The sequence below is a fragment of the Stenotrophomonas sp. MH181796 genome (genome assembly GCF_009659995.1).
Classification (GTDB): Bacteria; Pseudomonadota; Gammaproteobacteria; order Xanthomonadales; family Xanthomonadaceae; genus Stenotrophomonas; species Stenotrophomonas riyadhensis.
Genome location: NZ_RAHU01000008.1, coordinates 201,309 through 226,214 on the forward strand (window position 1 = coordinate 201,309; position 24,906 = coordinate 226,214).

Here is a 24,906-nt window from a genome sequence, read left to right on the forward strand (position 1 = left end):
CTAGCGGAATCCACCAGTCACGAGGGCCAAGATATAGGCCCTTCGCAGGAAGGTGTAGAAGCGCTCGACAAAGCGGAGGATTTCTGATGGAACTTCTCCAGCACTCAGCATACAGACGGCCGCGAGATCGACTGAGGGCAGCCCTAGACAATCACAGACCGGGGCATATGGTCTACGTCATCGGTCCGTCCGGTGTAGGGAAGACCACGATGCGTCGGAGCGTTATGCGTGAGATGTTTGGGAATCCAAACCTGTGGGAAAAGGGAAAAGTTCCTGCCATCGAGACGTTTGCGTGCTTGCCAGTTGGAGCATACTTCAGTTCGCGATATCTCGCCCGCGAGTTGTTGCAAGAGCTTAACGCGCCGACTCTGACTTGGGCGCTGGAGGGCAGATCACCTCGGTCAATTCCCCCTTCGGACATTCAAGCCGAAGTGCGCGACAGAGACCTTCAACTTGGACGGTATCAACTCAGGCTCACCGAAGCGGAGTGTTGGTCGTCTGTGAGGCGGTCCATGATTGCGCGTGACTGCAAGTATGTCGCTATCGATCAAATATCAGCGCTTCTGGTGAATCACAAAGACAAGTCACCTGCAGACCATGCATTGCACTTGATGACGTTAGCAGAGTCCGCCGGGTCGATGCTGATAATGAGCGGAATCCACAGGGCAGTTCAACTCTGGTCGATCGGATCCGAGCTTCGCCGAAGTGTGACGTCTATATGGGTTCCGCCATATAGCGTTAGAAGAAAGGAGGACCGGGCTCCATTCTTGCGCCTCCTTATGTCGCTAAGCGAAAGGCACAATTTCTCTAAACAGGACCTATTGATTCGAATGGCGGCGGATCTACTGGTCGCGACGGGAGGTGTCTATGGAGAGGTGGCTCAACTTCTGTCGCGAGCTGCGGATGCGGCCAAGCAGGAAGGAAGCGAGCGGATCCTTAAACGTCACATAGAGGCCTCCTACTATTCAGACAACGATCTTGCCAACCTTTGGCGAGATATCGAGGAATTCGAGGATGCAATGGAAGCTGGAAGCGTCACAGCCAGAGCGAAACAACTCAAGTCTAGTTGGGCCTCCTCTTATGGGGAGGTGTGCCGTGAAGTCTAGCATTCACCGATTTACCTGGTCGTCCTTGCCTCCACTTCAATTGAAGGGTGTGGGAACGTCGCGAGTTGAATCCTTGGAGCACTACGTTCTACGGCAAGCGTGGACAGTCGGCGTGACCATGGCCAATATGATGTCGATAGTCGGTCCAGCTATTGCTGGTGGGCGTAGAGGACAAGTCATGGGCTCGGGCAAGTATTGCGGTCCCAGCCGTGACTTCAGTCACCGTATCAGCACGCTCAAGATGCTGACCGCCCAGGACGACCTGCAGTGCGGCACATTCTGGGTTTTGGAGGACGTACTGGCAACCTACGGAGGAGGCCGAGACACAACGCGCCGCCGCTGGTGCCCAGTGTGCTACCGCGATTGGGACGATGATCTCTCATATGAGCCGCTATCGTGGATCGTCGACATTCAAGCTGAGTGTGACCTGCATAAATGCAAGCTCGAAACCACCTGTTCAAGGTGTGGCGCGGACCAGCCGAGCTCAACAGACTACCAGCGGCGCAGAAGATGCCACAAATGCAAGCAATCGCTTTCCGGTGATGGCGCCGCCGCAGCGATTACTGGCGACGAGGCATGGGGTCAGCAGCAGCTTGCATCCATAATCGAACTTTGCGCGACGCCCTCACAACCCCAGATTCCCTTCGAAAACTATGTTCGATTCGTGAAACTGCTCGTTGACGGCCATCCGATGAGGCGGGCATATCCTAACGCTCTCAAGGCGGAATTCTACCGCGCTACCAAGAACTTGAGCAGGGGTCGGACGACCATTCGTGCCATTGTCAATCTCTGCGCTCTCCAGTCCATCTCAGCACGCGACATCTTGCTAAGCCCGGATGCGGCGGCTTCCGAGCCGCTGTTGGATCTTTGGTTTAGCTATGCAACGTTAAAGCTACCTGTTGGGAGGCATGCGGAGCGGCTCGAGCGATGTGCCAAATGCTTTTCAGATGTTCTGAAAGCATCCGAGAAAGACCACTATGTGCCGCAGATGAAAGTTGTACTTAGACGCTTCAGGCTCAATAGGCAGTTGCTACGAGAGATGCACCTTGACGTCTACGAGGAGTACAAATTGAGATACGAAGAGCAAGGTCCGTACAGTCAAAGAGTTCACTTGAACAGGGCAATGGATCTTGCGCTACAGATGGTTGAAGGAGATGCAGACCAAGCGGGATCCCACCGCAAACTTCAGCAGGCAGCCAAGCAAATCGGCCAGCGATGCAATGTGTCGCTGGATGTGGGATTCTCGGTGATGCTCGGAGCACGAAACGTGCTGAAGGCGCTAAGTGAAAACCGCTTACGAAAACAGCCGTCTGGTGGCCGGCGACGACATAGCGTCGCCTAGCCCTCGCGGCCTCTGTCAATTTTCATTCGTCTCGTGAGCCAGCCCCAACTCGGCGCGAATACGCTTCAAGACCAGATCGCGCAACGGTCTACGGAGCGAACCATCAATGGCTGCGGCATAGATGTCATCATCTCGATCTCCGATGGGCAGGCCCTCCAAGCGTAGCGAAGCCTGAGCTTCAATGATTGCTTGGCGAAGCTGACTTCTACTGGCCATTGCCGCCCCGGAGGTTTAGCTGATTCTAGCGAGAGTTCACATGACGAGGGTTTGCCATGAGGGCTCTAATCCTTCGGATCCGACGCAACTTTGACCTAACGCCGTTGCTTTCGCTGACGCTAGTAGGCTGTACCGCTCGACACCGGCGTCTCTTGGAACCTGGTGAAGTGACCGAGTTGCCTAGGATCGCAGCGGCCCGAAGCTATCCCGGCCGCATTGGCCCTGATCCAGGTCCGCTTCTGGCCAGAAGCGGATACTGCAATCATTGCTGCCTGAGCGCACTCTCCAAAGGCAAGGGGAGCGCCTGCTGTTCGCCCGCTGTCACATCAACTGCGACTAGCTGAAATCTTTGATCGCCAACCTGGCAGGGCATTCCGCGCACCAGCATCCTGTTCGATCTGATGACTAATGATTCTCAGGACTTGCTGCGGTACCGGTGTACGGCTGCCCCGCTATCACTACTTGATCAGGAAGTCATTCAGTGATTTTCCGCTTGCTACCAGCTCGGCTATCCATCGCGGTTGCCGCCCTCGACCGGACCACGTCTGGCCGCGCACTGCAGGATTGCGGTACTTGGGGGCGGTGTTGGGCACTGTCGATTTGGCAGACCTCCGATCACCTCGCTTCTTGGCGGTTTCGGAGGGCACGATCACTGAAGCGCCGTAGAGTTCCTCTATCGTGTATCCATGATCCTTGACGTACTTGTTGATCTTGGCGCGCATCGCTGTGGCCTTAGGGCGTGACAGCACTTTGGACTGCTGCTTCTCCGCCTGAGCAATCAGTGAGCGAAGTTCCTTGGCAGAAAGGCCGCTGATATCAATAGTCATGAATTCTTCCCCGGTGTCGAGGCCCTAGCCTATTCTCAAATGACATTGCGTGTCACTCCACATCCACTATGAGTCGCTCAATCACAGGATCGACTACTAAAAAGTGGATCGTGTTAGCTACTCTCTCACTGCACATGATTTTCACGTGGCGTCGCCAAGAGTTCTTTGAGAACGCCAGTTTGAGGCATTGGATGAATCGACGTTAGACTCAAGTGCTTTCCGTAGCAGATCAGGGAGGCAAGGCGCATAACCGTGAGATCAATTCCCTTCATTGTCGCTGCCGCGTTGGCGGGAACTTCGCTGGCTGCAGATGCTTCTGAGGATAACCTCCATAGAGATCCTTACTTTGATCCAGGAGGCGCCGTCAGGTTCAACTATGGCTGGCTCGACTACGGGCCGACCAGCCGCCTGCAGCTTGAACTGCTGCGCGCAGATCTTGACGCTGGAACCGGACCGTTTTCCTTCTCTGCCCAGTACCGCTGGTACGATGGTTTCGACGCCGTGCATCACGCGTACGCGGGCTGGCAGTTCTCCGATGCTACCCAGCTGAAGGTAGGTATCCAGCAAGTCCCGTTCGGGCTGCTCCCTACCGTTTCGCAGAGTTTCTGGTTCGGCTCCGGCTACTACCTGGGCGTCGAGGATGATTACGATCCGGGCCTTATAGTGATTCACCGCAGCGGCAGCACAACTTGGCATCTTGGCTGGTTCTCCGGAGACGAATACGGGTCCGGGGCTCGCTACGATCGCTACTCCTTTGATGTCGCGCAGACCGAGGCGTTGCCGTATCGCGAGCGGCAACGACTGCATGCACGCGTGGAGAGCGCGCGCGACTGGGGCGGCGGCGAACTGTTGCTGGGCGCATCAGCGTTTGCTGGCAAGGTGCAGAACACTCAGACACGGCGTCACTACGGTCATCAGGGCGCGGCCCTCCATGCACAGTGGCAGCGCGATGGTTGGACCGCGCAGCTGCAGTGGGCGCGGTACCGGTATGACGTGCCCGGAGATCGCATCGCACTGTCGGCGTTCCAATCCCCCTTCCAGGTTGCAGCGCAGGCGGATGTGCCAAGCGCCAACATCGCCTATTCGTTCGGCCAGAAGGGCTGGCTGGATGACATCACCTGCTATAACAACCTCAGCATGACCCGCCCGGTCGGGCACCGCGCGGGGCTTCGTGATTCGTGGCAGAACGTGACCGGTTGCAGCCTGCAGAAAGGCATCATGCTCACCTATGTCGACTGGATCGCTGGCCGCAACATGTGGTTTGCTGGTGGTGATGGTATCGGCATCGACGAAGGAGGGCCTTCCAGCTGGCATTCGCGGCTGAACCTCAATATCGGCTTCTACTTCTGATCGGCCTCGCGCAAGCCGCAGGTTCTTCCACCCAATAACACGGAGGTATCCATGCAGAGCACGGCTCCGCAACATCCCCCCGTTCGCCAGCGGATCCTTCCGCAGGTGTTCATTCCCACGGCAGCCATCGTCATCGCGCTGCTCGCGCTTGCCGCCTTCGCGCCCGAAATGGCCACGCGGTGGTTCACCGCGGCCAAGTCATGGGCCGCCAACGATGCAGGTTGGTTCACCATCCTTGCAGTAGCCGGCTTCCTGGTCTTTGTCGTCGGCGTCGCCATCAGCAGTTACGGCCGCATCAAGCTCGGCCCTGACCACAGTACGCCGGACTACAGCTACGGTTCCTGGTTCGCAATGTTGTTCGCTGCCGGCATGGGCATCGGTCTGATGTTCTTTGGCGTTGCCGAGCCCATCATGCACTACGCCACGCCGCCGGTTGGTTCGCCTGAGTCCGCCGCCGCTGCCCGCCAGGCGATGCGCATCACCTTCTTCCACTGGGGCATCCACGCATGGGCGATCTACGCGGTGGTAGCGCTGTCGCTGGCGTACTTTGCGTACCGACACAATCTCCCGCTGCGTGTCCGCTCCGCGCTGTATCCGCTCATCGGCGACCGTATCCACGGCCCGTTGGGACATGCCGTAGACACGTTTGCCGCGCTGGGTACCATCTTCGGCCTGGCCACCTCGCTGGGACTGGGCGTCATGCAGATCAACGCCGGCCTGAACTACCTGTTCGGCCTGGAGGTCAGTACGCTCGCCCAGGTTGGCTTGATCACCGTCATCACACTGGTGGCCACCGGATCGGTCGTGGCTGGCCTGGACAGCGGCGTACGCAGGTTGTCCGAGCTCAACATGATCCTGGCGGCGGCGCTGCTGGCCTTCGTCCTGGTCTGTGGACCCACCGTGCACCTGATGCAGGCACTGGTGCAGAACACCGGCATGTACGTTTCCCAGCTGTTCTCGATGACTTTCAACCTTTATGCCTACGAACCCACCGGTTGGCTGGGTGGCTGGACGCTGTTCTACTGGGGCTGGTGGATTGCGTGGTCGCCCTTCGTTGGCATGTTCATCGCGCGCATCTCACGTGGACGCACCGTCCGTGAGTTCGTGGTAGGGGTGTTGCTTGTGCCGCTTGGCTTCACATTCCTGTGGATGACCATCTACGGCAACACCGCGTTGCACATGGTGCGGGCAGAGGGCATCCAGCAGTTGGTGCAGGCGGTCTCAACCGACAGCTCGATGGCGCTTTTCGAGTTCCTGGAACACCTGCCCCTGACCATGCTGACCTCTTCGCTTGCTGTCATCCTGGTTGCGCTGTTTTTCGTAACCTCAGCGGACTCCGGCGCCCTGGTAATCGACATGCTCACCTCGAAGGGTGAGGAGGAATCGCCGGTCTGGCAGCGGATCTTCTGGGCGCTGCTGGTCGGCGGCCTGGCAATTGCCCTGTTGGTGGCCGGCGGGCTGGAGTCGTTGCAGGCAGCCACCATTGCCAGCGCGTTGCCATTTACGATCGTCATGATCCTGATGTGCTGGGGACTGCTGAAGGCCATGCATCTCGATGCGACCAAGCGCTCGATCCTGCGGGAGGCACGTATCCTGCCGGGCACCAGCGAGGATTGGCGGGCGCGCCTGCGCCTGCTGGCGCACAACCCGTTGAAGATCGAGGTGACCGGCTTCATCGAGCAGCGCGTCATTCCTGCATTGGAAGAGGTTGCGGCTGAGCTGCGCAAGCAGGATCTTCCGGTCCAGGTCTCCAAGGGGGAGGATGGTCGTGCGTGGCTGCAGGTTGGCCATGGCGAGGAGATGGACTTCTTCTACTCCGTACGGCCCCAGCCCTATGAGCCGCCGACGTTCGCCCTGCAGGATCCCCGTCGACCGGTCAGCGAGGGTACCCGTCATTACCGAGCGGAGGTCTATCTGCGGGAGGGCGGGCAGGACTACGACGTCATGGGGTGGACCAAGGTTCAGCTTATCCACGATGTGCTCGATCAGTACGAGCGCCACCGTCAGTTCCTGGACAAGGTGCGCTCGTAGAATCCGTACACAGATGCCGCCCGGAGGAGCGGCATCTGCCTTGGGCCGGGCGTGACCCTGCGTTGACGTGTCCTCGGCGCCCGACCGTGTTATTGATGGCGCAACTGCCCAGGAAGTTGCCCGTGCTCACCAGATTGAGGCTTGCAGCCAGCAAAGTTACAAAGCGGATGTGGTTCCGCTCGACCCTGTATGGCGCCCTGGGCATCATCACGGCGTTGGCCGGCGCGTTCCTGAAGTTCCTCATTCCCACCGGCCTTGCCGCACGGATCGGCGCCGATTCCGTCGGTAACATTCTTGGCATACTTGCCGCGTCGATGCTGACGGTCACCACCTTCTCGCTGTCCACCATGGTCTCGGCCTACGGGTCCGCGTCGAGCAGCGCCACCCCGCGCGCGGCCCGCCTGCTGATCGAAGACACCCGGGCCCAAGGTGCGCTGGCCACCTTCATTGGTGCCTTCCTGTTCTCGATCGTGGGCCTCATCGCGCTCAGCACCGGCATCTACGGAGACAGCGGCCGGCTTGTGCTGTTCGGGGCAACCATCGCGGTCATCATCGTCATCACAGTGACGTTGCTCAGGGCTATCGAGCAGTTCTCACGCTTTGGCCGCGTTGGCGAAACCATCGATCTGGTGGAGCGGGCGACCAAAGCGGCAATGAAGCGCCGCGCCGAGGAGCCTCGACTCGGCGGAGCCAGTGCGGTCCCGGTAGGGGAGGGGGCGGTACTGCTGGTTGGCGATCAGGTTGCGTACGTTGAACATGTGGACGTCGCCCGGATCGACGGCATTGCACGGGAACATGATCTGCGCGTTCATCTGCTCTGCCAGCCGGGTACGTTCGCGACCCCAGCCCGTCCCTTGATAGCCATCGAAGGGAGCCCGCTTCCGGAAGTGCAGAGTGAAGTGATCTCAGCCATTTCCTTCAGTGACACGCGCTCCATCGAGAATGACCCACGGTTCGGGCTGGTCGTGCTTGCGGAAATTGCCCAGCGAGCCATGTCACCTGCGGTGAACGACCCTGGCACCTGCATCGACGTCATCGGGACCTGTGTCAGGCTGCTCTGTGCATGGGCCAGCCACACCGGGGACGCTGAGACGTGTGATGTGCTCTATCCGCATGTGCACGTGCAGTGCCTCGATGTCCGCGACATGTTCGAGGATGCATTCACACCAATCTCCAGGGATGCGGCCGGCTCGCTGGAGGTCAACATCCGGCTGCAGAAGGCATTCGGGGCGCTAGCACGGTCAGCAGACCCCGCCGTTGTGAACGCGGCAGGAGAGCACGCCCGTACAGCACTGTCCCGAGCTATCCAAGCACTCGAATTCGAACTTGATCGAAGGGCAATTCAAGCCGCGGCGTTGGAGCGATGATCCTGCTGCGAGGTACTCTCAAGCTGGGGACAACCTGTGGCAGCTGGTTGAATTGGGCTTGCTAGCGAGCGTGAGTTGGTACCCGGGCGGTTCAGCCCTTGCTTGCGCGCAACCCTAAGTCCAGGCGCTCAGCGATGCCCTGCGGGCCGATGTCTCCAGCGCGATTGACAAGCACTACGACGGTTCGCCGCAGCGAACGAACGTGTCGGATGTATCCCGTAAAGCCTGCCGTCCCGCCGCCATGCCCCACCACGTCGCCGTCCTCAGCCAACTCCCAGCCAGCGCCCCAGCTGGCTGTGGTACCGTCGGCAAGGCGTGTGCCGCGCCACATCTCACGCAGCAATGTATGGGGCAGCAGATCGCCCCGGTCCAGCGCTACGGCGAAACGTGCCATGTCGTCGATGCTGGCGAGCAGCCCTCCAGCAGCCCAGGCGGAGCCCGGTGCGGTGAGGGGCGGATCGAGCCAATGTCCATCCTGGTAGAGGTGTCCTTGGGCAATGCTGCGGCGGTCGCCGGTGCGACGGGGCCCGGCATCGCGCATGTCCAGCGGCCCCAGGATTTCGTCCTGCAGAAACTGCCAGTAGTCCATGCCCGTCACCCGCTCAATGGCAAGGCCGAGAAGTATGTAGTTCGTATTCGAATAAGCGAATCGTGTTCCTGGGGCGAACTCGAGGGGCGCTTTCCCGACCATTGCCAATAGTTCTCTAGGCGCAGGATCCATCGGCATCAATTCGAGAAAGTTGCGCTCGTTCAGGTAGTTCGGAATGCCGGATGTATGGCTCAGCAGGCGCGACAGTGCAATGGGCTCCCATGCCACTGGTAGTGCATCCAAGTAGCGTCCTATAGGGGCGTCCGTATCAAGCCAGCCCCACTGCCGGAGCCGGAACACCAGCAGGGCAGTGAATACTTTGGTGATAGAGCCGATTTCGAACACGGTATGCCGATCGACCCGCGCGGCGCTGGCATCCCTGCGCAGTCCCGCAGTGCCTGTTTCGGCGACCCGTCCTCGCTCCACGACGACTGCAGCCATTCCCGGCTGGTGCTCAGCCTCAAGCAGGGCCGTCAACGACTGGCGGCTCCCAGACAGTCGCCTGCTTGCTCGGACGCCAGGCACAATCAGCCCAGCACCTGCGGTGAGCAGGGCGGTACAGAGGCGGCGTCGTGTCGGGGCGTTCGGCATCGGCGATGAGTTGTTGGCTCCGTAGGTGGCGATGATATAGGGACAATGACAGCCACGACTATTGACGGACCCTTTCCAACGCGCCGACTTTCCCCGTCTCTACGGATGGCATTCGCTGTGCACGCGATGAGGCGGTCCCACGTCGTCGGGCCGGCTGGGAGCTCAAGATCGGGAGCTTAGCCGCGAGGCCAACCAACCTTGAAAACGCGGATGCAGCTCGACAGTCTCGGATACCGCCACGTCTTCGCGCTTCTGCCGGAATACCGTAACGGCGCCGGAAAGTCCACGCCCAAGCAGTGACAGCTTCAGGCCCCTTCCACGTTGGTGGACGTTTCAGGCTCCGGCGTTGCAAGACCGATGAAGCCGAACGGTGCACGGAAGGCGGTCGAGTAGCCCGCAAACAGGGCGATGCCGGGAGCGAGATCGTACGTTGCCCCGAAGTGGGGAGACACATGGCTGAGGGTCTTGCCGTTGGCCACGCCGATATTGCTGTTCTCGACGGACTTCAGCGACGTCCAGCGCAGGGCGCCGGTACCAGCTTGAGCCGGTCGATCGGGTATATCACCGCCTGCACGTACGCACCGCGCGTATCCAGATCGAAGTCCCAGTCGCGCAGGGTAGCCTGGCGCTGGCGCTGGCGCTGCACGGTGCGGTAGCGCTGGACGATGTTGTCCTGCCATTGGCCATCCACACCAGCATTCACCACCAGCTCGGCCAGCGCGGTGTCCGGCCGCCAGGTGGCATTGAGGATCGGGCCGCGCTGGGTTTCATCGTTGAACTGCTCCTGCTGCGCGCCGCCCTCGGTGAAGGTGACCCAACGTAGGCCTTGGCGGGGGCTGGCATACATCCGGTCAGCTCACCTTCCACAGCATGTATGCGGCAGTAATGAAGATCAGTACTGCAAATACCGTGTTCAGGGCTCCACGATAGCTGGCAAGCTTCGTCGAAGTTGCTGCTCCTGCAGTACCGCCAGCCATTCCGGCAACGACGAAGACTGCCGCGAGCTTCCAGTTGATCAGACCTGCATGCGCGTAGTTCAATGCGGTGGTCATGCCAAATGCGGCGACGGCGACGAGCGAGCTTCCGACGGCGGCGATGATCGGCATTCCCGTCGCGGCCACCAGTGCGGGCACGATGAGGAACCCTCCGCCAATTCCAAAGAAGCCGGAAAGCCCGCCGGCGGTGGCGCCCAGCCCAATCAGTGCGGCCGCGTTGCGTCTGCCGAGCCGAGCGTCCGCGAAGCCAAGCGTGTTGCGCCTGCGAAGCATGGCGATGCCGACAATGATCATGACCACAGCAAACAGCGCCAACAGCCTCTTGCCGTCGAACGCCTTGCCCAAGCTGGAACCCAGGTAGGCGCCCGCGATCCCCGCCAGGGCGAAGACCGAGGCACAGGGCCAACGAACATTCCCTCTACGGGCATGTATCACCAGATTCGACACCGCATTGACCGCCACTGCCAGGGCGCTGGTGCCGATAGCCACATGCGGATCTTCCACTCCGACCACGTAGAGCATCAGTGGTACCGCCAGGATGGATCCGCCCCCGCCAACCACCCCGAGGACGAAGCCGACCAGGACGCCAGACAGGCCGCCCAGCACCCACTGCAGCAGAGATAGCGTTTCCATATGTCAGCCGCCGGACGCCGGTCCTTGCTGCAGCCGTGTTGCGATGGAGGAAAGGTCATAGCCTGCGTCCGAAGCAACAGACAGGACGTCGGCAAACGCCGCTCCATTGTGAACGACTTCCGACAGCGCCCAAAGCATCGCAGCACGGGTGCCGGTTCTGCAGTAGGCGGCAACAGGGCGCGGCAGCGCGTCGATCAACTTGGCAAAGGTCTTCACCTGATCATCGGTAATGACGCCAGGCACCACCGGGAGATAGGCAAACTGCATGCCCGCCTGGTGGCAGGCAGCCTGCAGCGCATGGTGACTGGGCTGCTCCGGCTGTTCGTCGTCGGGCCGGTTGCAGATCACGCTCGCAATGCCCTGCTCCTTCAGGGCTTCAATATTCCCTGGCAGGAGCTGGCCGGACACCTTGAGGCTGGCAGATAGTGGCTTGAGGTTCATGGTTGTCCCGTAGTTGTAGTGGGGCGATGAATGAGGCCATGCAGGAGCACACCAGCGATCATTGCCGTGGCGAAGATGATCGCGAAGGGCTGGCCGGTTCCCAGCAACGCAATGGCTGGGCCGGGGCACACGCCAGCCAGTCCCCAACCCAGGCCGAATATCGCCGCACCAATGACCAGGCGCCGATCGATGATGCGAAGGGTGGGAATGTGCAGCGATGCGGCAAGCAGTGGTGTTCCTCGGGCGCGTATCCACAGGTAGGCTGCGCCGGAAGGAATCAGTGCGCCCAGCATGACCAGGGCCAGGGAGGGGTCCCAGGCGTCGCTCACATCCAGGAAAGCAAGCACGCGGGCTGGGTTGGCCATATCGGATACGACCAGGCCCAATCCGAAGAGTGCGCCGCACAGGAACGCGGCAGGACGGATCATGCCGGGCCTCCGGTCGCAATCTGTACCAGGGTTGCCGTGGCCATGCCCACGAGCATGAACACGCAGGTCGCCACCACCGAACGCGGCGATGCCCGGCCTAGTCCGCAGACACCGTGCCCACTGGTACAGCCAGCGCCAAGGCGAGTTCCGTAACCCACCAGCAGTCCGGCAATCACCAATACCACTGCTCCGTTTGCGGAGAGCGCCGGCAGGGGTATGGGCCTGGCCACCATTGCCAAGCCTGACGCCAGGGCAAGTCCCGCCAGGAACAGGGCAGCACTGCTGCGTCCGCCGTCACCCGGCATGCCCAGTGTCCTGGCAAGCAGACCCGAGATGCCAGCAACGCGCCCGAGAAGGAGTAGATAGGCTCCGGCCGCTGTTCCGATCATGGCACCGCCAGCGAGCGGCCAATACCAGGCCAGATGAGAGAGCGTCATAGCAGGTCCACCGGCAGCTTGAGGTAGCGCACGCCGTTTTCTTCGGGTTCGGGCAGATGGCCGGCGCACATGTTGACCTGCACTGACGGCAGGATCAGCCGTGGCATCGGAAGCGTGGCATCACGAGCCTCCCGCAGTTCCACGAACATGGCTTCACTCACGCCCTCGTGCACATGCATGTTTGTTGTCCTTTCGGCACCGATGGTTGTTTCCCATGCGAAATGGTCCCGGCCGGTGGCTTTGTAGTCATGGCACAGGAATACGCGGGCGGCGTCGGGCAGGGACAGCAGGCGCTGGATCGAGCGATACAACTGGCGCGCCGAGCCACCTGGAAAGTCGCATCGGGCGGTGCCGTAGTCCGGCATGAACAGCGTGTCTCCAGGAAATACGGCGTCGCCGATCACGTACGCCAGACAAGCGGGGGTATGGCCTGGCACGTGCAGCGACATCGCCTGCAGATTACCGATGCGGAAGGAGGCACCGTCGGCGAACAGGCGATCGAACTGGCTGCCATCCCGCTTGAATGCAGTGCCGGCGTTGAAGACCTTGCCGAAGGTTTCCTGGACTGCGGTGATGTGTTCGCCAATAGCCAGCGCGCCTCCCACCTGCTCCTGCAGCCATGGAGCCGCGAACAGGTGGTCGGCATGCGCGTGGGTTTCCAGCAACCATTGAACCTGCAGGCGCTCGGCACGTACGTAGTCCACCAACGCCGATGCGGAGGACGTGGACGTGCGGCCTGCGGCCATGTCGAAGTCCAGGACACTGTCGATGATGGCGCACGCTGAAGACGTTGGATCGCGTACGACGTGGCTGGCAGTGAACGTAGCAGGATCGAAGAACGTCTTCACGGAAGGCGAGGGAAGCAGGCCGGCACGCGCATCGCTGACTAGGCGCACAGCCTGCTCCAGGGGGGCGTCTGTCTCTACGGATGGGATCATGACTGGCTCCAGGAGGCTTCGTGGCCTGAGAATTACATAGTTACGTAATATGTGCAACTATTGAAACATGCTAGATTGAACGGGTTACCCATGGTGTTCGCATCACCTCAGCCGCCCAAGTTGCCATTGCCTGTGACCAGCCCCCCATTCAGCCCGTCTGACCTAGCCACGATGAAGGAGCGCGTGCCCGAAGTGGCCGAGTTGCTGCGCTTCATGGCCACCCCCTCGCGCCTGTTGCTGCTATGCCAGCTCGCGCAAGGTGAAATGACGGTGGGCGGACTTGAGGACGCAACTGGCATTCGACAGCCGGCGCTCTCCCAGCAACTGGCCGAACTCCGCCAACGAAAGCTTGTAGCGACCCGGCGGGAATCGCGGTCGATCATCTACCGCATGGCAGACCCGCGCGTTGCAGCACTGCTGGGCGCGATGCATGGGATTTTCTGTGCGGACGATGCATCAACTTGAAGTGGCCTAAGGCGTCCTAGAAGGGACGAGCTAGACTCACTGACCTAGGGGAATTTAGGCCATTGGCGTAGTCTGCCCCAAAACCAATTGACCGCAGCAGGCTCGAGGTCTGCTGCGGCCTAGGGATGTTTATCAGGGATGGGGTGGATGTCTGCTTATGGCCGAAAGCAGACACCCCGAGAGGGGGCTGCGCACTGCATCCTGTGCGATTTATTGCACAGCTTTATGTGCGCCAAAGCTTCTTGCTTTGTTGGGACACCTGCTTATCTTCCTCTCTTGCGCGAGGAGCCACTCATGTACTATTCAGTCGCCAAGCGACTTGCCAACCTAAAAGATTAGAACATGACCGTTGCTAAGGACACGATGTCGCGCATGCAGAGCTTGATCGTGGGCGCGGAATTGATCCACACGAATGCTATCGCTCTGTACTCGGAGGCACAGACTCTTGGGAAAAGCGGTGCCTTCGCCCGCGCCGCTACACTCCACCAAATTTCGATGGAGGAGTGTTCTAAAGTGGACATTTTAGGTGGCGCGGTTGTATCGATCCTCACAGGGAACGACTTCAATGAGGCTCAGCTCACGAGGAGCTTTCGCGACCACAAAGTAAAGAACCACGCAAACGCGTACAACGCAGAGCCAACGGACGAAGAACGATCTGCACGCGAGTGTCGCGACTGGGATGCCGCCCGCGCGGAATTCAAAAAGTTCCAGGACAAATTTCACAAGGAAATGAACGAAATAAAAAACACAGGGTTGTACGTAGACTATAAGGACGGCTCTTTCAGCGCTCCAATTAATACTATTAACGAGGAAATTGCCTCTGCATGCATGTACTTAAATGCGGACTTCCTCCGCCGAGGGGAGGGTTTTATTCGCTTACTAAAGCGAATCGAGGCGGATCCAGGGCGATTCGCGATGGTGGCAAGAGCTTTCTTAGACAATACTGAGGCAATGGACTTTAAGGGCCAGTTGAACGATGAGGCCATCATCGAGACCATTGTTGAACAGATGCGCCTGCAGCTTGAAAAACACCCCGAAACTGGGAGCTAGTTCTTAATAGGATGAGTGGCTTCTTTCATCGAGAGGCATGTGCGAAATCGCAACTCACTTCTAGAAGAAGATCATTAGTCTCGCGACGGCATTGCCCGAAACGCATCATCGGCGTCTGCACCTTCGTACTTCCCAAAGCGGATCAAGGCTTCACGCAGCACGTGCCCAGTCAACTGAGAAGCGACACGCCGATCGTCTGCAAATGACTTGAGACGGTCAACATGGTTGCCATGCAGCACTTGAGAGCGTCCATATTCGTAAATGCGCTTGATGAGACCCTCCATAGTCATGCTGAGCGCCCCGGACGTAACGACACTGCCTCGTTCGGCATTGATGAAATTGCATGCCATTTGAATAATGCCTTCCTTCTTACCGACGTACGAGAGGACATCGAGAGCCGTACCGATCTTCGCCAGCGCTACCGCATCGTCAGGCTCTCTGCATCCCTCGGCAAACCAGTTGAGTGCCGTCGCCCATCGTGCAGACAACTTTGGATGCGTTGCAGTGCGTTCGCTCAACAGGCCGTCCACTACCTTTTCAATAGCCCTCCGATGGCTGTTGACCTCCTCTGTCACGAACGAATTTTGGCGTGGTCCCATTTTATGGCGCAGATTCATCTTGCCTGAGATTTCCAGATATCCGTCAACCTCAAACAGCGTACGACTGTCCAATGGACTCAAACGTTCATCGTAAAGACTCTGGCGCTGGAACACCTCGATACTCTGATGCAACAGAGAAACGGCGTCGAGACAGGTCTTGCTGACGATCCTGGCCAACTTGCGGGAGTACTCCATCTCAAAGCCGACCACGGGGACGACGATCACTGCGTCACAGGTGCCGAGCGCCTCCTCGATTTCATGCAATAAATTTGTTGTGCGACTTGCGCTCGGTCGAGGCGCACTACCAAGGAGAGCGTCCTTCCAAGTCGGATCGAGGACTTCATCGTCAATGCCGGAGTATATCTCCACCAACTTCAGCCAGCCTCGAATATCGGTGATGATAAGTGGGCCAAGTGAGAAATACTTATTCGCTACGAAACCCGTCGTCCATGCTGGAAAATAGTGCGTAACGCGTCCTGCTGCAGTTTCGATGCTCGTGTCTAAAATATTCTTCAGTACTCGCTTGCTTGCGCGCAATAACTGCTCGTCGTCGCGACTCAAAAGACCATCAGCGAACGCATTTGCAGTCACGCGCCGCAATTGTTTGGTGAATTCTGGAAGTTCAATTCGTGTGGCCGACGGACTTCTACTTTTATGGAGCAACCTCGCCAACCTGTGCAGGCTTGCGAGCGCTGATCGAGTGAAGTGACACTGCTGACCATTGGTTGTTGTTACAAAGCTCGGGAAGTCGAACTCCTCGCTCCAATCGAAATCGACGCTTCCGCCGTTCGCTCTCTCAAGTTCGGCTAGCAATAGCGCCAGCTCTTCATCAACGGACAATGTACTCATTCGGGAAGCCGCGCACGGTACGGCGCGATCTTAACGAAGCCATCTTGATTCAATCCAACAATCTTGGAAGTCAGCGCGTACTGGTTCAAATAGATCTTAACAGGACGGTCGGTCTCAGCCTTCGCCCATTCGCGGGCGAAACCGTGGGCAACCGCATCCTTTTCCCCATCCGAACGAAATTCAAGGTGGGCATGCCGGTAGTGCAAGCCTAGGACTTCAGCGTCATCGCCCCCCCCGCACGCCAAGATCAGCTCGCGCTCGGCTCCCGTAGTGAGTGATTTGAAGTCTTCCAATGCGAGAGGTGGCAGTTCGTCAAACCACTTGACGCGACGTTGCTCGCGGCTGAGAAGCACCCTATCCGCAACTGCATCCATCACCTGTCGCAACGCGGCGATATCCCTGCCCTGCTGACTTGCCTGATCGCGCAGTTCTCGGATGACCCGCTCCCTGGACGCCACGACATAGAACAGCACCACACTAAGGAGTATAAGAACCAAGATTTCGACTAAGCCAGCCATAGCCCTCCCCTCCATAGACGTGACAAGTCTAGCGGCTTAACCGGCCAACACCACACCACACTGAATTTGACAGGATGCAGTAGACAGGCCCGCCCTCACCGCGTGTCCGCTTCTGGCCGGAAGGGGGCATTTGCCAAAGCTTAGGCTTGGGGAGCAGATATCCAATTCTGGATCTACGGACTCTTATCGGGGGTAACGAAGGCCAGTTTCCGACCCAAAGGGGCATTTAAGCCAACATCTCGCCTAGCCGACGCATCCAACCACGAACTTCGCCATCGGGATCACGCTCTTCCAACATGGCTGCTGTCATGCAAGGGAACGCATGCTGAGCCAACTTTCTCTTGGCGTTGGAGTCTTTAAGCGGACTGCCTACGCCAGCGTGGGCGACAAAAGCCTCCCCGAAGACCTTTGGAACAGCTTTGCCCGCCATGGGGTGATCAGTGACTTCAATCTCAAATCCGAACGCGAGCGCAATTGCGTCCTTGTGCAAGTAGCTCTCAATCTCATGCTTGGTTGTGACGACAGCCCATGACCCGTCCCCACGGTCATTGACCTGCTGCGCGCTTAGGGCATATGCCGGGACATCGCCGTCGTAGATGTGCACCTCCTGCTTGCCTAGGCCCCGCAGGTAGTGGTGATTGACCCAGTGCTCCAGCGTTCCACCGCCTAGGACAACAAATGCAAGTCGTTCATCGGATGAAAGATTTGGCAGGTTGGAGTCGACCTCGTGGAGCGCTTTGGAAAGGGCTTTCAAGGCTAGTACATCGGTTGGACCTTCGACGCACACTAGTACCTGGACCCGGCTGTCAGGCGTTACGCCCAATGCTTCAGCCACCTTACCGAACACGTCGACCCCCGACTCAACCTGCGGCTTCTTCGTGTCGGAGTGGCGAGAGATGTAACGAATGCTCTGCTGGGGTAGCGCCGAGGCAAATCCGGGACTGTGAGTGGTCAATATGACCTGACAGCCGGGGTCTTCTGACAACACCTTGAAGGAGTCGATGAGAATCCGTTGGTTGCTGGGGTGCTGAGCCGTCTCTGGCTCCTCGATCGCGTAGATGATGCTGCGCTTGGTGCTGGTTTTGAGCCGTCGCTCCGCTTCGGCTTTGAAGAAGCTCACCAGCACAAGCCGCCTGACGCCGCTGCCTCGCTTGTTCAACGGTATGCCATCGTCGGTGCTCAAGCCGAGCGAAAACAGTCCCTGCCACTTGGCGGCGGTGGGAGGGCTGAACTCTGGTGTAAGTTCGCTGGCAAGGTTGGGATCGATCGTGGTCAAAGCTCTGTGCGTGTTCTTCGCAATCTCTTCGGCCTTCTCGCGAACCTTTGTTTGGATTCGAGCAATGTCATCTTGGACCTCTGCAATGGCAGCAGCGACGGCTGCCTTCATCGGGCTTTGGACCTCGCTGTCCGAGTCCCGACTGCTCCGATCACTTTGGAAGAGAGCGAACATCGGCAAGTGAGGCTCAATCTGGTCCCAGATACGTTTGACGTCCTCCTTGGACTTGCCGACCGCGATTGCGACCTCTTGAAGCTTGAGGTCGCCAGCGGCCGCCCAAAGTGCGCGGCGCATGCCAGGGTTGCCCTTCAATGCAACCGCCAAGCCAAGATCTTTCACCCTCTTCTGGAGCTCCTTCTCCTTCAATTCCAGCAGGTTGTCGTAATTGGCCGCAGTGGGGTGAAACGCAAGCACCAGCACTTCTGCGGATGGCTTCTTGCTGGTGCAGTCGTAGGTTTTACGAATTTTCAGCCGGCCGTCCAAGGTCAAAAGATACTCATCGGCCAACGTGGTATCTGCCCCCGCGTCTAACGTCAGTGTTGGCGGAAGCTCCGAGAACTCACACGTGATCGAAACGGTCTTGTCTACGCTGTGAACATGAGCATCTCCCTGCTCCATGGCCACCACGTCTGCGTTGAAGAATATTTCTAGCGCTTCCAGAATCGCTGACTTGCCGATGTCATTCCGGCCGACAAAAGTAGTCAAGTCGTCCAGTTCGACCCGGATCTCATCCCCATAGCAACGAAAGTTGGTAATGCTGATTGCTTCCAAGCGCATATCTTCGCTCCCCCTGAGCGCCTTCCATGCAGCCAAGCCAGCCGCCACTAGATAGTGCCTCGAGGCTGCGGAAGCGGCAACCGAGGCAATCTGAGGGCCTGAGCAAGGGCGCTAGCCTTCGGCACCTAAGATGGCCCGCTAGTCTTAACGCTTCATTCTCACGAATGCGTTCTTGGCTGGCCAAACAGGCGTACGCTCTCAGCTGGTTCCGCAGTTCCCTGAACTGTCGAATCTGGGAACCCACCCTGAAACTACAGTTCGGCATAGTTCGTACTCATGCGATTCGCCATAGTTGGTGCCTACAGCACTGACTTTGCCAAAGCGTCCACTTTCCTGACGGAAAGGGATCCGACCCCGGATCCGCGTTTTGCACTACATTGGTGCAATGTCCGACCCCGCGCCCCCACCGTCCCTCGATGCCCTCGGCACGCCGCTGGCCTGGGCCGGGGCCGATGGCTGCATCGCCGGCTGCAATCCGGCCTTCGCCCGCTGGCTGGGCGTCAGCGTCCGGCGCCTGCTGGGGCGGCCGCTGGCCGCACTGGAAGTGCAGGGCGAGGCACTGGCCCATTTCCTGGCTCGCGATGAGCGCGACAGCCTGCGCCTGAACCGGCTGGCGCTGGCGGTGCCCGGCGAGGCGCCGCGCTTCGCCGAGGGCTGGATGAGCCGCCGCGACGATGGCGGCTGGCTGCTGGAGGCGCATCCGGTCGATGAATTCCCCGGGCTGGACCCGACCCAGGCCCTGCCCAGCGCGCTCAGTGCGGCGTTGAAGGGCTTGGCCCACGAGCTGCGCAACCCGCTGGCCGGGCTGAAGGGCGCGGCCCAGTTGCTGGCCCGCCGCGCGGCCCAGCGCGACGCCAGCGAACGTGAGCTGATCGAACTGATCGGCTCCGAGATCGAGCGCCTCAACGGCCTGCTCGACCAGCTGCTGTCGCCGGCCCCGGCTGCACCGCATGCCGAACTGAACATCCACGCCGCGCTGGAACGCGTGCTGCGCCTGGCCGAGAACGAGGCCGGCTGGGCGGTACGCCTGCAGCGCGACTACGACCCCAGCATTCCCGAATTCCACGGCGACGCCGACCGCCTCACCCAGGCGGTGTGGAACCTGGTGCGCAATGCGATCCAGGCCGGCGCCGGCAGCATCACCCTGCGCACCCGCGTGGAGCATGGCGTGCGCATCGCCGAGCAGCTGCACACGCTGGCGCTGCGCCTGGAGATCGCCGACGACGGCCGTGGCGTGCCCGAGGAGCTGGCCGAGCACCTGTTCCTGCCCTTGGTCAGTGGCCGCGCCGAAGGCACTGGCCTGGGCCTGGCGCTGGCCCAGCAGGTCGCGCGCGAGCATCGCGGTACGCTGACCTACCGTTCGCGCCCGGGCCATACCGTGTTCACCCTGCTGCTGCCGATCATCAGCGGCGCCGCCCCGGCCGAGGAGGCCCCGCGCGATGTCTGAACCTTCCACCGTCGCACAGCGCATCTGGGTGGTCGATGACGATCGTGCCGTGCGCTTCGTGCTGTGTACCGCGCTGCGCGAAGCCGGCTACCAGGTCGTCGATTTCGACAGTGCCGCTCCCGCCCTGCAGGCGTTGAGCGAAGGCCCGCCGCCGGCGCTGCTGTTCACCGATGTGCGCATGCCCGGCGACGATGGCCTGGTGCTGTTGGACAAGCTCAAGGCCGCGCTGCCACAGCTGCCGGTGGTGGTGATGTCGGCCTACACCGATGTGGCCAGCACGGCCGGTGCGTTCCGCGGTGGCGCGCATGAATTCCTGTCCAAACCGTTCGACCTGGACGACGCGGTGGCGCTGGCGCAGCGTGTGCTGCCGGCGGTGGCGCCGGCATTGGCTGCCCCCAGCCCCGCAGCTGAAACTCCCAGCGACCAGCCGCCGCAACTGGTGGGCGATACCCCGCCGATGCGCGCGCTGTTCCGTGCCATCGGCCGCCTGGCGCAGGCGCCGTTGGCGGTGCTGATCACCGGCGAGACCGGCACCGGCAAGGAACTGGTGGCCAATGCGCTGCATCGCGAATCGCCGCGTGCGCAGGGCCCGTTCGTCGCGCTCAATACCGCCGCGATTCCGGCCGAACTGCTGGAAAGTGAGCTGTTCGGCCACGAAGCGGGTGCCTTCACCGGTGCGCAACGCCGCCATATCGGCCGCTTCGAGCAGGCCAACGGCGGCACGCTGTTCCTGGATGAGATCGGTGACATGCCGTTGCCACTGCAGACCCGCCTGCTGCGCGTGCTGGCGCAGGGCGAGTTCTTCCGCGTCGGTGGCCGTGAACTGATCCGCGTCGATGTGCGCGTGGTGGCCGCCACCCACCAGGACCTGGAAGGCCTGGTCGCGCAGGGCAAGTTCCGCGCCGATCTGCTGCACCGCCTGGACGTGGTGCGCCTGCAGCTGCCGCCGCTGCGCGAGCGCCGCGAGGACATCGCGCAATTGGCCAGCACGTTCCTGGCGGCCGCCGCGCGCAAGCTGGATACGCCGCCGAAGCGCCTCACCGCTGCGGCCCTGCAGGCGCTGCGCGAACACGACTGGCCGGGCAACGTGCGCGAGCTGGAGAACGTGTGCTGGCGGATGGCTGCGCTGGCCGCCGCCGACACCATCGGCGTGGCCGATGTCGATACCGCGCTGAACCGCGCGCGGGGCCGCCGCAACAGTGCCAGCGCAGCCGATCCGGGCCAGTGGGAAGCGCTGCTGGCCGAATGGGCGCGCCGTCAGCTGGCCGAAGGCGTGGAAGGGCTGCACGCGCAGGTGCGCGAGCGGGTCGACCATGCCCTGCTGGAGGCCGCGCTGCAGATCACCCACGGCCGCCGTGCCGAAGCCGCTGCCCGCCTGGGTCTCGGTCGCAATACCCTTACCCGCAAGCTGGGCGCCGGGCGCCGCCGCGGGGGCCATTGAACGGTCCCTGCACGCGATCCTCGCGCCCGCTTGCCGAACCGTTGATCGTTCATGGACGATGCCGTCCGTAGTGTCACCTGCAAGGAGTCTTCGATGCGTCTGTCCTTTGCCATCCTGCCGTTGTCCGCCGCCGTGCTGCTCTCTGCCTGTGGCAGCGCACCGAAGAAGGCCGGGCCCACCCCGCCGCCGCCGACCGTGGTCAGCGCCGCGAAACAGGGCGAGGCCAACCTGTCGCCGGCCTCGGCCAGCATCGTCAGTGGCCGCATCGCGCTGATGGTGGAGCCCGGTGGCATCCACATCACCGGCCTGATCGGTGGCCTGCAGCCGATGCAGCAGGCCGGTTTCCACATCCACGAGCGCGGCGACTGCAGCGCGGTGGATGCCAGCAGTGCCGGCAACCACTTCAACCCCGGTGGCGCCGCGCATGGTCGCGCCGGCACCGGCAAGCACCACCTGGGCGACATGGACAACCTGCGTGCCGATGCCCAGGGCCGCGCCAACGTCGATATCCACCTCAAGGGCGTTACCCTTGGCGGAGGCGCCGCCACCGATATCGCCGGACGTGCACTGGTCGTGCATGCCAACGCCGACGACTATCGCAGCCAGCCCGCCGGCAATGCCGGTGTCCGCATCGCCTGTGGCGTGATCCGGGTTGTCCGCTGATCACCGCAGGCTTCATCCAGGGAGAGATTCCAATGCGTCTGATCCACACTTCGCTGTTTGCGGCCATCGCCGCGCTGGGCCTGGCGGCCTGCGGCCAGCAGCCGGCCGCTCCGCAGACTGAAACCCCGCCGGCCGCGCCGGCCGAGGGTGCAACCACCGAACCGGCTGCAACCCCGGCACCTGCTGCCGCCCCGGCGGCCGATGCGTCGGCCACCGCCGAGCTGGCACCGACCCAGGGCAACGAGGCCAAGGGCAGCGTTACCTTCAAGGTGGTCGACGGCAAGGTCCACGTGACCGGCCAGATCAGTGGCCTGAAGCCGGGCAGCGAGCACGGCTTCCACATCCACGAAAAGGGCGACTGCAGCGCGCCGGACGGCATGAGCGCCGGCGGCCACTTCAACCCGGGTCACCAGGATCATGGCAATGTGGCCACCGATCCGCACCACGGCGGCGACATGCCCAACATCAAGGCCGACGACAAGGGCGTGGCCACCATCGACGGCCCGGTGTCGAGCAACGTCAACATCGGCAAGGGCGATGACTTCGACATCATCGGCCGCGGCCTGATCGTCCACGCCGATGCGGACGACTACAAGACCCAACCGACCGGCAACGCCGGCGCGCGCCTGGCCTGCGCAGTGATCCAGAAGGCGCCGTAAGAGCGCTCCTGCTGGAAATGGAAAACGCCGGCGCAAGCCGGCGTTTTTCCTGATCGGTAGTGCCGGCCGCTGGCCGGCAATCGCAGATCCGGAGGTTGCCGGCCAGCGGCCGGCACTACCAACAGGCCACCCGCATCAGCGCGCCAGCAACTCGCGCGCGTCCTGCCCGGCCTCGCAGTGCACGAACAGCACTGCGGCCATTTCTGCTGGAAATGGAAAACGCCGGCGCAAGCCGGCGTTTTTCCTGATCGGTAGTGCCGGCCGCTGGCCGGCAATCGCAGATCCGGAGGTTGCCGGCCAGCGGCCGGCACTACCAACAGGCCACCCGCATCAGCGCGCCAGCAACTCGCGCGCGTCCTGCCCGGCCTCGCAGTGCACGAACAGCACTGCGGCCATTTCTGCTGGAAATGGAAAACGCCGGCGCAAGCCGGCGTTTTTCCTGATCGGTAGTGCCGGCCGCTGGCCGGCAATCGCAGATCCGGACGTTGCCGGCCAGCGGCCGGCACTACCCGTCTTCAGCGCGCCAGCAGCGCGCGCGTCCTGGCCGGCCTCGCAGTGCACGAACAGCACTGCGGCCATTTCTGCTGGAAACGGAAAACGCCGGCGCAAGCCGGCGTTTTTCCTGATCGGTAGTGCCGGCCGCTGGCCGGCAATCGCAGATCCGGAGGTTGCCGGCCAGCGGCCGGCACTACCAACAGGCCACCCGCATCAGCGCGCCAGCAACTCGCGCGCGTCCTGCCCGGCCTCGCAGTGCACGAACAGCACTGCGGCCATTTCTGCTGGAAATGGAAAACGCCGGCGCAAGCCGGCGTTTTTCCTGATCGGTAGTGCCGGCCGCTGGCCGGCAATCGCAGATCCGGACGTTGCCGGCCAGCGGCCGGCACTACCAACAGGCCACCCGGATCAGCGCGCCAGCAACTCGCGCGCGTCCTGCCCGGCCTCGCAGTGCACGAACAGCACCGGCACGCCGTGCGCTTCCAGCACCGCGGCCATCTGCCGCTGGCGCATCAGGAACTGCTCGTAGATGCCCTTCAGGCGGTCACAGTCGTTCTTGCCGTGGTTGTAGTGGGCGCACCAGCCGGCCGGATCGAACAGCGCCATGCGTGCCTCGCCGTGCGTGTAGCGCAGCAGCGGCTCGGGCGCGGCGTTGAGCCATTCGTCCTCGCCCGGGGCCATGATCGCGGTCTCGATCAGCGGCCACAGCGCGGCCAGGCCCTGGTTGTCGTACTGCATCGACATCATCGCGGCCAGGTCGTTCACGGTGAAATAGCGCGCATGCTCGATGCGCGCACCGAAGGTGTTCTGCGCCATCAATGCGGTATCGGCATGCGCCATGCCGTTGGCCAGCAGTGTTTCTTCCAGCGCATTGGCCACTGCGTTGGTGGTGGCCACGTCGCTGCCGGTCAGCAGGAACGGCACCACGCGCAGGCCACCGCCCACCAGGCTGGCATCGGCCTGGAACGGCAGCGGCACGTCACCGTTGGCATCGGTACCGAAGGCCAGCAGGCGCGGGCCCTGGTTACGGCCCGGGGCACGCATCTGCAGTTCTTCCAGGCGGCGATGGATCGGCCAGCCCGGGCGCAGTACTTCGGCCGGGTCGAAATGGGCGGCGGCGAACACCAGGTCCAGCTCGGCCACCTGCGGCACCAGCTTGGAAAGGTCACGGCCGACGCGTTCGGCCAGTTCACCGGCCTGTTCAGCGCTGAGCACCGCCTGGCGGGGGATTTCGCCGCCGGCCAGTTCCAGGGCCAGCACGCCAAGGGCATTCATCGCGGGGTCGGGTTTGCTCATGGTTCCACGGTTGGCCCATCACAGGGCGGCAGCTACACTTGGCTCCATTATGCCTGCTCCGTCGTGCAGGCCATGTTGCA

25 protein-coding genes are annotated in these 24,906 nt (G+C 61.5%); 11 read left to right on the forward strand and 14 right to left on the reverse strand.

Translation table 11 applies throughout. The features are described from left to right. The first annotated feature begins 167 nt into the window (after positions 1 to 167). Positions 168 to 1,106, forward strand: a complete 939-nt coding sequence (locus D5301_RS20190; RefSeq protein ID WP_228756461.1) for an AAA family ATPase — start codon at positions 168 to 170, stop codon at positions 1,104 to 1,106. Between the two features lie 112 nt (positions 1,107 to 1,218). Continuing rightward, the gene (locus D5301_RS20195) at positions 1,219 to 2,448 is read left to right on the forward strand and encodes a hypothetical protein (protein ID WP_139319639.1); all 1,230 of its coding nucleotides are present in this window, start codon (positions 1,219 to 1,221) and stop codon (positions 2,446 to 2,448) included. Positions 2,449 to 3,122: 674 nt separating this feature from the next. Here the strand turns inward: D5301_RS20195 and D5301_RS20200 are convergent. Further along, the gene (locus D5301_RS20200; RefSeq protein ID WP_075675701.1) at positions 3,123 to 3,491 is read right to left on the reverse strand and encodes an H-NS histone family protein; all 369 of its coding nucleotides are present in this window, start codon (positions 3,489 to 3,491) and stop codon (positions 3,123 to 3,125) included. Between the two features lie 252 nt (positions 3,492 to 3,743). Here D5301_RS20200 and D5301_RS20205 point away from each other — a divergent pair, with 252 nt between their 5' ends. From D5301_RS20205 to D5301_RS20215, 3 genes are all read left to right on the forward strand, one after another. Continuing rightward, positions 3,744 to 4,841, forward strand: a complete 1,098-nt coding sequence (locus D5301_RS20205) for a hypothetical protein (RefSeq protein ID WP_075675700.1) — start codon at positions 3,744 to 3,746, stop codon at positions 4,839 to 4,841. A 51-nt stretch (positions 4,842 to 4,892) separates the two neighbouring features. After that, the gene (gene betT / locus D5301_RS20210; protein WP_049468424.1) at positions 4,893 to 6,872 is read left to right on the forward strand and encodes a choline BCCT transporter BetT; all 1,980 of its coding nucleotides are present in this window, start codon (positions 4,893 to 4,895) and stop codon (positions 6,870 to 6,872) included. A gap of 122 nt (positions 6,873 to 6,994) precedes the next feature. Further along, positions 6,995 to 8,239, forward strand: coding sequence for a DUF2254 domain-containing protein (locus D5301_RS20215; protein ID WP_083663081.1), 1,245 nt, complete (start codon positions 6,995 to 6,997; stop codon positions 8,237 to 8,239). A gap of 91 nt (positions 8,240 to 8,330) precedes the next feature. Here D5301_RS20215 and D5301_RS20220 read toward each other — a convergent pair whose 3' ends face one another. The 8 genes from D5301_RS20220 to D5301_RS20250 all read right to left on the reverse strand — a co-directional run bounded on the left by D5301_RS20220 (position 8,331) and on the right by D5301_RS20250 (position 13,291). After that, positions 8,331 to 9,353, reverse strand: coding sequence for a serine hydrolase domain-containing protein (locus tag D5301_RS20220; protein WP_269767708.1), 1,023 nt, complete (start codon positions 9,351 to 9,353; stop codon positions 8,331 to 8,333). A 371-nt stretch (positions 9,354 to 9,724) separates the two neighbouring features. After that, positions 9,725 to 9,898 carry a TonB-dependent receptor gene (locus D5301_RS24515; RefSeq protein WP_232463067.1) on the reverse strand — a complete coding sequence of 58 codons (174 nt, stop codon included), beginning with the start codon at positions 9,896 to 9,898 and terminating at the stop codon, positions 9,725 to 9,727. Between the two features lie 26 nt (positions 9,899 to 9,924). Beyond that, positions 9,925 to 10,266: a hypothetical protein gene (locus tag D5301_RS24305; RefSeq protein ID WP_228756463.1), complete on the reverse strand. Its 342-nt coding sequence runs from the start codon at positions 10,264 to 10,266 to the stop codon at positions 9,925 to 9,927. 4 nt (positions 10,267 to 10,270) lie between these two features. Next, entirely contained in the window at positions 10,271 to 11,032 is a 762-nt protein-coding gene (locus D5301_RS20230; RefSeq protein ID WP_083663114.1) for a sulfite exporter TauE/SafE family protein, read from the reverse strand. An 18-nt stretch (positions 11,033 to 11,050) separates the two neighbouring features. Beyond that, complete coding sequence (locus tag D5301_RS20235) at positions 11,051 to 11,488, reverse strand: TIGR01244 family sulfur transferase (protein WP_075675697.1); 438 nt, start codon at positions 11,486 to 11,488, stop codon at positions 11,051 to 11,053. Next, entirely contained in the window at positions 11,485 to 11,916 is a 432-nt protein-coding gene (locus tag D5301_RS20240; protein WP_075675696.1) for a YeeE/YedE family protein, read from the reverse strand. Before D5301_RS20240 ends, D5301_RS20235 begins: the two co-directional genes overlap by 4 nt. Continuing rightward, positions 11,913 to 12,353, reverse strand: coding sequence for a hypothetical protein (locus D5301_RS20245; RefSeq protein ID WP_005420838.1), 441 nt, complete (start codon positions 12,351 to 12,353; stop codon positions 11,913 to 11,915). The genes D5301_RS20240 and D5301_RS20245 overlap by 4 nt, the downstream gene beginning before the upstream one ends. Further along, the gene (locus tag D5301_RS20250) at positions 12,350 to 13,291 is read right to left on the reverse strand and encodes an MBL fold metallo-hydrolase (RefSeq protein ID WP_228756464.1); all 942 of its coding nucleotides are present in this window, start codon (positions 13,289 to 13,291) and stop codon (positions 12,350 to 12,352) included. Before D5301_RS20250 ends, D5301_RS20245 begins: the two co-directional genes overlap by 4 nt. Positions 13,292 to 13,462: 171 nt before the next feature. Between D5301_RS20250 and D5301_RS20255 the strand changes: the two genes are divergently transcribed. After that, a complete protein-coding gene (locus D5301_RS20255; RefSeq protein WP_049441866.1) occupies positions 13,463 to 13,756 on the forward strand; it encodes a metalloregulator ArsR/SmtB family transcription factor in 294 nt (97 codons plus the stop codon). Positions 13,757 to 14,098: 342 nt separating this feature from the next. After that, positions 14,099 to 14,806 (forward strand): AbiV family abortive infection protein, encoded by a 708-nt coding sequence (locus tag D5301_RS20260; RefSeq protein WP_075675695.1) that lies wholly within the window; start codon positions 14,099 to 14,101, stop codon positions 14,804 to 14,806. Between the two features lie 74 nt (positions 14,807 to 14,880). Here the strand turns inward: D5301_RS20260 and D5301_RS20265 are convergent, their stop codons facing one another. The 3 genes from D5301_RS20265 to D5301_RS20275 all read right to left on the reverse strand — a co-directional run bounded on the left by D5301_RS20265 (position 14,881) and on the right by D5301_RS20275 (position 18,825). Continuing rightward, on the reverse strand, positions 14,881 to 16,254 hold the full coding sequence (locus D5301_RS20265) for a hypothetical protein (RefSeq protein WP_139319637.1): 1,374 nt from the start codon (positions 16,252 to 16,254) through the stop codon (positions 14,881 to 14,883). Beyond that, positions 16,251 to 16,772, reverse strand: coding sequence for a hypothetical protein (locus D5301_RS20270; protein WP_075675693.1), 522 nt, complete (start codon positions 16,770 to 16,772; stop codon positions 16,251 to 16,253). The genes D5301_RS20265 and D5301_RS20270 overlap by 4 nt, the downstream gene beginning before the upstream one ends. A gap of 226 nt (positions 16,773 to 16,998) precedes the next feature. After that, positions 16,999 to 18,825: an ATP-binding protein gene (locus tag D5301_RS20275; RefSeq protein WP_065195982.1), complete on the reverse strand. Its 1,827-nt coding sequence runs from the start codon at positions 18,823 to 18,825 to the stop codon at positions 16,999 to 17,001. A gap of 385 nt (positions 18,826 to 19,210) precedes the next feature. On the opposite strand from D5301_RS20275, the gene D5301_RS20280 reads away from it, so the two are divergent. The 4 genes from D5301_RS20280 (at position 19,211) to D5301_RS20295 (ending at position 23,035) form a co-directional block, all read left to right on the forward strand. Then, positions 19,211 to 20,272, forward strand: a complete 1,062-nt coding sequence (locus D5301_RS20280; protein WP_110710696.1) for an ATP-binding protein — start codon at positions 19,211 to 19,213, stop codon at positions 20,270 to 20,272. Further along, entirely contained in the window at positions 20,265 to 21,713 is a 1,449-nt protein-coding gene (gene ntrC / locus D5301_RS20285; RefSeq protein ID WP_153856699.1) for a nitrogen regulation protein NR(I), read from the forward strand. Before D5301_RS20280 ends, ntrC begins: the two co-directional genes overlap by 8 nt. 93 nt (positions 21,714 to 21,806) lie before the next feature. Further along, complete coding sequence (locus D5301_RS20290) at positions 21,807 to 22,376, forward strand: superoxide dismutase family protein (RefSeq protein ID WP_110710698.1); 570 nt, start codon at positions 21,807 to 21,809, stop codon at positions 22,374 to 22,376. Positions 22,377 to 22,408: 32 nt separating this feature from the next. After that, positions 22,409 to 23,035, forward strand: a complete 627-nt coding sequence (locus D5301_RS20295) for a superoxide dismutase family protein (protein WP_110710699.1) — start codon at positions 22,409 to 22,411, stop codon at positions 23,033 to 23,035. A gap of 330 nt (positions 23,036 to 23,365) precedes the next feature. Here D5301_RS20295 and D5301_RS20300 read toward each other — a convergent pair whose 3' ends face one another. Both D5301_RS20300 and D5301_RS20305 read right to left on the reverse strand, forming a co-directional pair. Continuing rightward, positions 23,366 to 23,614 (reverse strand): hypothetical protein, encoded by a 249-nt coding sequence (locus tag D5301_RS20300; RefSeq protein ID WP_153856700.1) that lies wholly within the window; start codon positions 23,612 to 23,614, stop codon positions 23,366 to 23,368. A gap of 324 nt (positions 23,615 to 23,938) precedes the next feature. Beyond that, the gene (locus D5301_RS20305; protein ID WP_110710700.1) at positions 23,939 to 24,826 is read right to left on the reverse strand and encodes a hypothetical protein; all 888 of its coding nucleotides are present in this window, start codon (positions 24,824 to 24,826) and stop codon (positions 23,939 to 23,941) included. Between the last annotated feature and the right edge of the window lie 80 nt (positions 24,827 to 24,906).

Bases quoted from the DNA above. Each gene is read 5' to 3' on its own strand.
- D5301_RS20190 (WP_228756461.1), top strand. From the start codon at position 168: ATGGTCTACGTCATCGGTCCGTCCGGTGTAGGGAAGACCACGATGCGT.
- D5301_RS20200 (WP_075675701.1), bottom strand. From the start codon at position 3,491: ATGACTATTGATATCAGCGGCCTTTCTGCCAAGGAACTTCGCTCACTG.
- betT (WP_049468424.1), top strand. From the start codon at position 4,893: ATGCAGAGCACGGCTCCGCAACATCCCCCCGTTCGCCAGCGGATCCTT.
- D5301_RS24305 (WP_228756463.1), bottom strand. From the start codon at position 10,266: ATGTATGCCAGCCCCCGCCAAGGCCTACGTTGGGTCACCTTCACCGAG.
- D5301_RS20235 (WP_075675697.1), bottom strand. From the start codon at position 11,488: ATGAACCTCAAGCCACTATCTGCCAGCCTCAAGGTGTCCGGCCAGCTC.
- D5301_RS20240 (WP_075675696.1), bottom strand. From the start codon at position 11,916: ATGATCCGTCCTGCCGCGTTCCTGTGCGGCGCACTCTTCGGATTGGGC.
- D5301_RS20245 (WP_005420838.1), bottom strand. From the start codon at position 12,353: ATGACGCTCTCTCATCTGGCCTGGTATTGGCCGCTCGCTGGCGGTGCC.
- D5301_RS20250 (WP_228756464.1), bottom strand. From the start codon at position 13,291: ATGATCCCATCCGTAGAGACAGACGCCCCCCTGGAGCAGGCTGTGCGC.
- D5301_RS20255 (WP_049441866.1), top strand. From the start codon at position 13,463: ATGAAGGAGCGCGTGCCCGAAGTGGCCGAGTTGCTGCGCTTCATGGCC.
- D5301_RS20260 (WP_075675695.1), top strand. From the start codon at position 14,099: ATGACCGTTGCTAAGGACACGATGTCGCGCATGCAGAGCTTGATCGTG.
- D5301_RS20265 (WP_139319637.1), bottom strand. From the start codon at position 16,254: ATGAGTACATTGTCCGTTGATGAAGAGCTGGCGCTATTGCTAGCCGAA.
- D5301_RS20270 (WP_075675693.1), bottom strand. From the start codon at position 16,772: ATGGCTGGCTTAGTCGAAATCTTGGTTCTTATACTCCTTAGTGTGGTG.
- D5301_RS20275 (WP_065195982.1), bottom strand. From the start codon at position 18,825: ATGCGCTTGGAAGCAATCAGCATTACCAACTTTCGTTGCTATGGGGAT.
- D5301_RS20280 (WP_110710696.1), top strand. From the start codon at position 19,211: ATGTCCGACCCCGCGCCCCCACCGTCCCTCGATGCCCTCGGCACGCCG.
- ntrC (WP_153856699.1), top strand. From the start codon at position 20,265: ATGTCTGAACCTTCCACCGTCGCACAGCGCATCTGGGTGGTCGATGAC.
- D5301_RS20290 (WP_110710698.1), top strand. From the start codon at position 21,807: ATGCGTCTGTCCTTTGCCATCCTGCCGTTGTCCGCCGCCGTGCTGCTC.
- D5301_RS20295 (WP_110710699.1), top strand. From the start codon at position 22,409: ATGCGTCTGATCCACACTTCGCTGTTTGCGGCCATCGCCGCGCTGGGC.
- D5301_RS20300 (WP_153856700.1), bottom strand. From the start codon at position 23,614: ATGGCCGCAGTGCTGTTCGTGCACTGCGAGGCCGGCCAGGACGCGCGC.
- D5301_RS20305 (WP_110710700.1), bottom strand. From the start codon at position 24,826: ATGAGCAAACCCGACCCCGCGATGAATGCCCTTGGCGTGCTGGCCCTG.